The organism is Lutibacter sp. (genome assembly GCF_041555395.1).
Lineage (GTDB): Bacteria > Bacteroidota > Bacteroidia > Flavobacteriales > Flavobacteriaceae > Lutibacter.
In genome coordinates this window covers 1-5,901 of the sequence record NZ_JBFFKM010000091.1, presented here as the reverse complement: position 1 = coordinate 5,901, position 5,901 = coordinate 1, and the positions used below count along the sequence as shown (strand labels likewise).

Genomic DNA, 5,901 nt, shown 5'->3' with positions numbered 1-5,901 from the left:
GTTGGATTGGGTTGAAGATTCATTGTCCAAAAGAAAAACACACCCCTACCCCTCTCAAGAGGGGAATTTATTGTGGTAATTTTTTTCTTTTGACTTTGAGTTTTTTACTTTGAGCTTTCTGCTTTTACTTTTAGGCTTTGAGCTTTCATCTTTAGACTTTAAGCTTTTAATTTATTTTTCAAAAGGATGTTTTGCCAATGGTTTTAACACAAAGGGATGGTAATCTCCTTTTGGGCCGATGGGTTGCGCATGACGGATACTGTGCACAATTTCAATGGCCTGGCGAGGTGCTTCGAGTCCGTAACCTTTGCCTGCAATGATCTCCTGATAAGAAACAGTGTGCAAATCGGTAAAGCCGCCACTGAATTCCAATTCTTCTCCTTCTATGGTGATGGAACGGTAAGTGGTTTGTCCTTTTGCTTTTACTTCATCGGGTAAGGTGTCTGCGTTTATAGATAAAAACCAGCGAACCCTTGCTTTTTCAAATTCCAGATAACCGGCTGAACGGTCGTGTGTGTTTATGTGCACGATGTTTTGTTTGAGGTCGCCAAAGATCCAGGACAACATATCGAAAAAGTGAACGCCGATGTTGGTGGCGATGCCACCTGATTTAGATACATCTCCTTTCCATGAGGTGTAATACCAATGACCGCGCGAGGTTAAATAGGTTAAATCCACATCGTACACTTTGTCTTTTGGTCCGGCAGCTATTTTTTCCCTTAAAGCGATGATGCTTGGATGTACGCGCAATTGCAGAATATTGTATACTTTTTTCCCTGTCTCTTTCTCCATATTGGACAATGCATCCATGTTCCAGGGGTTGAGTACCAATGGCTTTTCGCAAATGGCATCGGCACCCTGCCTTAAGGAAAAGCGAATGTGCGCATCGTGCAGGTAATTTGGTGTGCAAATGCTTACATAATCCAACGGAATGTTTTTCTCGAATTTTAGTTTGGAGATATGCCGGTCGAAACGTTCAAATTCCGTAAAAAAGTCGGCTTTTGGAAAATAGCTGTCCATAATGCCTACGCTGTCGAATTTATCTAAAGCGGCTATTAAAGTGTTATTGGTTTCTTTAATGGCTTTCATGTGGCGTGGCGCAATGTAGCCACTTGCTCCTATAAGTGCGAAATTTTTCATTTTTTTAATGTCTTGCTGTCTGCAGTTCTTTTTTTGTCTTGCGGTGGTTGAGTCTTGCAGTCTCGCTTCGCTCTTTTATTGTCGTGCGGTCTTGCAGTCTTGCGGTTATTTATTATTTTCTGTTTGTATTTCTAAGGTATTGCATAAATTTTCCAATACTATTCATTAGTTGATTGGCATCTAATCTCTTTTCATTAGCAGTGCCAATATTTATTTGCTTCGTGTTTGCTAAATCTTTCGCAAGATAATACTTCGTGTTGAATTGACATATGGGGGTTTTGTAATATTATAGTTGTTTAAAGGATTTGAGTTTTTTGGTTAAGTTGTTTTATTCTTTTTTTTCATTGCCAAAAAAAGAACCAAAAAAGGCTAGTCTGATGTTCTTTTTCTGTAAAATGAATTCTCCTAGCGCGCCACCTGGCGCGTTCACTAAAAACAGCTGCTAGCTGTTTTCTTTACGTTCCGCCCTAGACCGCTTGGCATATTTTCAGTACTTCGCTATTCGCTCAGTAGCGTGATTACCTTAAGCTCTTTGGATTGCACCGCCGGCCAACGCTAAAAATTTCAATATTTTACGACGAAAAAAATCATAGGACGCTTCTTCTTTGATTTGTTTTCAATTTATGTTTAGAACTTATTTTTTAACTTTTGAGCTTAGAGCTTTTAACTTTTAATGCCAACGCGCCACCTGGCCCTATCGCTAAAAATGTTCCCTCAACATTTTTTTAACGCTCTGTCCTGACGAAAAAAATCATAGGACAGTTTCTTTTGTTTTGGTTTAATGAGAATGATTTAGGATTTTTGAGGTGTGAGAAGGTGAATTTATACCTCGTCATGCTGAAATGGGTTCATAATAACGTTGAACTTCCCTGATTAGTGTTGACCTTTTTTTGACTTTCAGCTTTAAACTTCTCACTTTAAAGATAGAACGCGCTTATTTACCAATCTGATAATACTCAAAACCTTTTTCTTTCAGATTAAAAACATTGTATTGGTTTCGGCCATCAAAAATGACAGGTGTTTTCAATTGTTTTTTAATTTCATCAAAATCCGGTGAGCGGAATTCTTTCCATTCCGTCAGCAATATCATAGCGTCTGCATTTTCCAAGGCCTTGTATTTTGAATTTACATAAGAAACATTTTCGAGCCCTTTTAAATAAAAGTCTTTGGCTTCTTCCATGGCTTTTGGATCGTAAGCCTGAATTTTAGCCCCTCTTTTTACCAGTTCTTTAATTACGTATAAGGCCGGTGCTTCACGCATATCATCGGTGCCGGGTTTAAAAGCCAATCCCCAAAGCCCAAAGGTAAATCCTTTTAAAGTTTCTCCATAACGCTTGATCACTTTGTTGGCAATTACCAATTTTTGGGCATCGTTCACTTCTTCTACCGAAGTTATTAATTTTGCGTCATAATGGTATTCAGAAGCTATTTTCTTTAATGCTTTTACATCCTTCGGGAAACAAGAACCTCCATAACCGCAACCCGGATAAATAAATCCATACCCTATTCTGCTGTCGGAACCAATCCCAATTCGTACCTGATTTGCATCGGCACCCACTTTTTCGCAAATATTGGCAATTTCATTCATAAAAGAAATCTTTGTGGCCAGCATGGCATTTGCCGCATATTTGGTCATTTCAGCAGACCGGACGTCCATCACAATAAAACGTTCGTGCGACATGGAAAACGGCGCATATAATTGTTTCATTTTATCTATGGCAAAGGTGCTTTCGGCTCCAATAACCACCCTGTCAGGCTTCATAAAATCCTGTATTGCAGCACCTTCTTTTAAAAATTCAGGATTGGAAACCACTTCAAACTCCATGACAACCCCTCTTTTATCCAGTTCCTTTTGAATGGTTGCTTGTACTTTGTCGGCCGTTCCTATAGGTACAGTCGACTTATCTACGACCACCAATCGTTTTTGCATGGTTTCTCCTATTGATTTTGCAACTGCCAGCACATATTGAAGATCTGCCGACCCATCATCTCCCATTGGAGTTCCTACTGCTATAAATACTATTTCGGCATCTGTTAAGGCTTCCCCCAGATTTGTATTGAAAAACAGATTTCCGCTTTCCACATTTTTTAAAACCATAGGCTCTAACCCAGGTTCATAAATTGGAATTATTCCTTTATTCAGGTTTTCTATTTTAGTGGCGTCTATATCTACACAAGTTACTTTATTTCCCATTTCTGAAAAACAAGTTCCTGAAACCAATCCTACATATCCTGTGCCTATTACTGCTATGTTCATATTTTGTAATTTTGTCGTGCTGTCGTGCTGTCGTGCGGTTTTTTTGTTTTCGATTATGTCATTGCGAAACTTTTAAAAAAAGCTGTGACAATCTGTTTGTTATTATGTTAACACTGCTACTGTATAAACAGTTTGGCAGTCGGCTTACTTCGGCTCCGCCTCAGGAACCCATCTCGCAATTACGAATTTTAAAATACTTTTGTCCTTTCTTTCCTTTACTTTTTTTCATTGATAAAAAAAATAATAGGGCGGAACGTTAAGAAAATGTTCAGTGAACATTTTTAGTGAACGAGCCAGCCGGTGCGATTGATAGTCTGATGATCTTTTTCTGCAAAATTATTGAATTTTTTTATCTGGTTCATACTTGTAATGTGTTGCATTTCTACATTCCGATAACCATTGCAATTTATCAAATTCTCCATTAACTAAAGCCGCTTTTTTTACTTTTGACCATTTTTTAATTTGCTTTTCAATTTCAAATGCTAAATTAATATCCGTAAACTCAGCATAAAAGACAAGTAATAAAGGTCTTCTCTTAAACGTATAACAATTTGGGTAAAATCCTGATTCATGCTGAAATATTCTATTTTCCAAATTACTTGTAACTCCTGTATAATAGGTGTTATCTGAACATTTTAAAATGTAAACATAAGATAGTTTCATGGTTATTTTACTGTATACTATAATTATTTGGCTCCCCTAAGAATTTGCAATTATAGGTAAGAAATAGCATGCTAGTTTTGCTTTGTGTCAAGTGCACTTCGACTGCGCTCAGTGTGACGTACAATTGATGTTTTGTTATATCTCAAACCTTTTTTCCTTTAAACTTTAAACTTATTACGCTAACCTTCATTCCTTTTCGGAACTTCTAAACTACAACTTCCCATGAACCTTACAGGTAAGCACTCCCTTCACGTCATAAATTATGCCGTTTTTATGGAGGTATTTGTACAAATCCATAGTTAAAAATTCCTTGTGAGATACGGCTAAAACGATGGCATCATAGGCGGTTGCTGGTTGTCCCCTTCGGCTTTGCTCAGGGCTAGGGTTGTTGGAGCCTATAGCGGATATTGGGAAACTGTTATAGGTAGTAAGTCCGTATTCCTTAAGAACTTCGGCTGGATTTGCCCATGGGTCATACACCGTGACTTCCGTGCCAAAATCCTCCAAGTTTTTAATGACATCCACCACTTTGGTATTTCTCACATCCGGACAGTTTTCTTTGAAGGTAATGCCCAATACCAAAATTTTGGCATTTTTTATTTCTTTGTCGTTTTTCACGAAAAGCTTAATCACTTCTGAAGCCACATAATGACCCATACTGTCATTTACCCTTCGCCCTGCCAATATAATTTCGGGATGATATCCTACTTCCTGCGCTTTTTGCGCCAGATAATAAGGGTCTACACCTATGCAATGGCCGCCAACCAAGCCCGGTTTGAAAGGCAAAAAGTTCCATTTGGTTGCAGCTGCTTCCAATACTGCTTGGGTATCTATATTTAAAATATTGAAAATTTTTGCCAGTTCATTCACAAAAGCAATGTTGATGTCGCGTTGTGAATTTTCTATCACTTTTGCAGCTTCGGCCACTTTTATAGAAGGTGCCAAATGGGTGCCAGCGGTGATGACGCTTTTGTACAATTCATTTACTTTGATGCCAATTTCGGGCGTGGAACCTGAAGTGACTTTCAATATTTTTTCAACCGTATGTTCTTTGTCGCCCGGATTGATTCGTTCCGGGGAATAACCCGCAAAAAAGTCGACATTGTAAGTGAATTTTGATATTTTCTCAATAATAGGAATGCACACTTCTTCCGTTGCTCCGGGATATACGGTAGATTCGTAAATGACAATATCACCCTTTTTGATCACTTTCCCCACCGTTTCACTTGCTTTTACAAGAGGCGTAAGATCGGGTTTGTTATTTTTATCGACAGGCGTTGGTACGGTTATGATGTAGTAGTTGCAATTGGATATATCGGATAGTTCTGAAGTGCAGTATAAACCGTTTATTTGTTTAATCGTTGCCCTTCGACTGCGCTCAGGGTGACTGTTTAATTGTTGCCCCTCGACTGCGCTCGGGGTGACGGTTGTTTGATGATTGGGATTTTCATTCCGTAAAACTGCTTTTAATAATTCATCGGAAACTTCCAAGGTACTGTCAATTCCGCTTTTTAATGCTGTAACGCGTTGCTCATTGGTGTCGAAACCAACCACGGGATATTTGGTTGCGAACAATCGTGCCAGTGGGAGTCCGACGTATCCTAAACCTATTATTGCTATTTTTATGCTCATTCTATTTCAATTCGTTTATTAATTACTTGTGAACTAAAACAGCGTGTTTTTAAATCCATCAAGTTATTCTTTTACTTTTTTTCATTGATAAAAAAAGTAACAAAAAAATCTAGTCTGATGATCTTTTTCTGTAAAATAAATTCTTCCCGAGCGCCGGCTGGCCCTATCGCTAAAAATGTATCCCATACATTTTCTTAACGCTCTGTCCT

General features: G+C 38.4%; 4 protein-coding genes. All 4 read right to left on the bottom strand.

Going from position 1 to position 5,901, the window contains the following annotated elements:
- Positions 1 to 171: 171 nt before the first annotated feature.
- Positions 172 to 1,140, bottom strand: a complete 969-nt coding sequence (locus ABY285_RS12115) for a Gfo/Idh/MocA family protein (protein WP_372770418.1) — start codon at positions 1,138 to 1,140, stop codon at positions 172 to 174.
- 934 nt (positions 1,141 to 2,074) lie between these two features.
- Positions 2,075 to 3,397, bottom strand: a complete 1,323-nt coding sequence (locus tag ABY285_RS12110; RefSeq protein ID WP_372770416.1) for a UDP-glucose/GDP-mannose dehydrogenase family protein — start codon at positions 3,395 to 3,397, stop codon at positions 2,075 to 2,077.
- 336 nt (positions 3,398 to 3,733) lie between these two features.
- Positions 3,734 to 4,060, bottom strand: a complete 327-nt coding sequence (locus ABY285_RS12105) for a GIY-YIG nuclease family protein (RefSeq protein ID WP_372770414.1) — start codon at positions 4,058 to 4,060, stop codon at positions 3,734 to 3,736.
- 210 nt (positions 4,061 to 4,270) lie between these two features.
- Positions 4,271 to 5,692, bottom strand: a complete 1,422-nt coding sequence (locus ABY285_RS12100; protein WP_372770412.1) for a nucleotide sugar dehydrogenase — start codon at positions 5,690 to 5,692, stop codon at positions 4,271 to 4,273.
- Between the last annotated feature and the right edge of the window lie 209 nt (positions 5,693 to 5,901).